Source organism: Parageobacillus thermantarcticus (assembly GCF_900111865.1).
Classification (GTDB): domain Bacteria; phylum Bacillota; class Bacilli; order Bacillales; family Anoxybacillaceae; genus Parageobacillus; species Parageobacillus thermantarcticus.
In genome coordinates this window covers 1-1157 of sequence record NZ_FOJS01000103.1, presented here as the reverse complement: position 1 = coordinate 1157, position 1157 = coordinate 1, and the positions used below count along the sequence as shown (strand labels likewise).

Sequence of the window (1157 nt, the reverse complement as noted above, 5' to 3'; positions counted from 1 at the left end):
TGGTGTTTTTGGTCCACTGTTTATTCTACCAAAGGGGAAGCAACATGGCTCTTTTTCTATTTCCCTTTTTACACAATTATATGGACTTAACTTTGTAGCTGCAGGACGAAAACAGGAAGTATTGACAGATGAATGTTTATCAGAGACATTTCAATTGGCGATAAAAGTTCATTGGGAAAATAATAGACCATGGGCTTCTATACATAAAAATATTGGTGGGACAAAATTGCGAAGGCAGGATCAACATAAATAAAGGAAACTTGGCACCCCCAAGTTTCCTTTATTGCTTTATAGCCCATTTGCTTTTTCCCTCCTTCAAAAGTGCTGCTATAAATCCCCATCTTATCAACAGTTCTCTATTCGAGACACAGGACCTTAAAGGAAATGCTTCTGACATATCTAGTTTTCTATTAAATTCGACAATATTTTTGTATTCGTTGTGATATGGTGTATGCGGACAAATAAAGAGGGGGCTGCAATTATGGATAACATTGCTCTTATTGTTGCTTTGCTAGCGTTTTGTTGATTTTCTTTTTTGTTTTATTTAAGGGACGGCGGCTAAAAAGCAAGATAACAAAAAAGGTTTATTCAAGCGGTCGCTTATTGCCTTGGCAGTATTTTTTGCGGGATTAATTACATTTGGAATGACGACAGAACCGCCAAAGGAAACAGCGAAAGAATCAAAACAAGAGCAAGCAAAACAGAAAAAGCCAGAAAAGTCGATCGAGCAGCCAAAGGAAACGGCAAAGGAACAAACAACAGGGGAAGAAAATAAAACAGAACCGATACAGGAAACAGCCAATCAAAATTTTGCTTCCGATCAGCAAAGGAAAGTAGCTGAACTGATGATAAGCGGTTCAGATTTCCTTCCGTTGGCAGAAGCTTATTATCACTTGCCAAAGGGGCAAAAAACTTCAACATGGGATAATTTTATATTTAATAAAGAAGTGACTTGGACGGGGACCATTGCGGATTTAGAAACTATCTCAGACAGTATTGTTGTTTATGGTAAAGAAGAAGGTTATAACGGTGAAGATTGGTTGACCATTAGTACAGAAAAGCTCCATGAGCAATTTTTGCTCTCCACCCGGGCATGAAAATCCCCCTTTTCTTCCCATAATGAAGAGTAGGCGCAAACAGCTCAATAGGACGTTATA

General features: G+C 38.3%; 1 protein-coding gene and 1 pseudogene. Both read left to right on the top strand.

Annotation, left to right across the window (positions count from 1 at the left end):
- A pseudogene (locus BM278_RS19415) lies at positions 1 to 253 on the top strand (hypothetical protein); the annotation flags it as partial.
- A gap of 355 nt (positions 254 to 608) precedes the next feature.
- Entirely contained in the window at positions 609 to 1097 is a 489-nt protein-coding gene (locus BM278_RS18205; RefSeq protein ID WP_090952555.1) for a hypothetical protein, read from the top strand.
- Positions 1098 to 1157 lie beyond the last annotated feature (60 nt).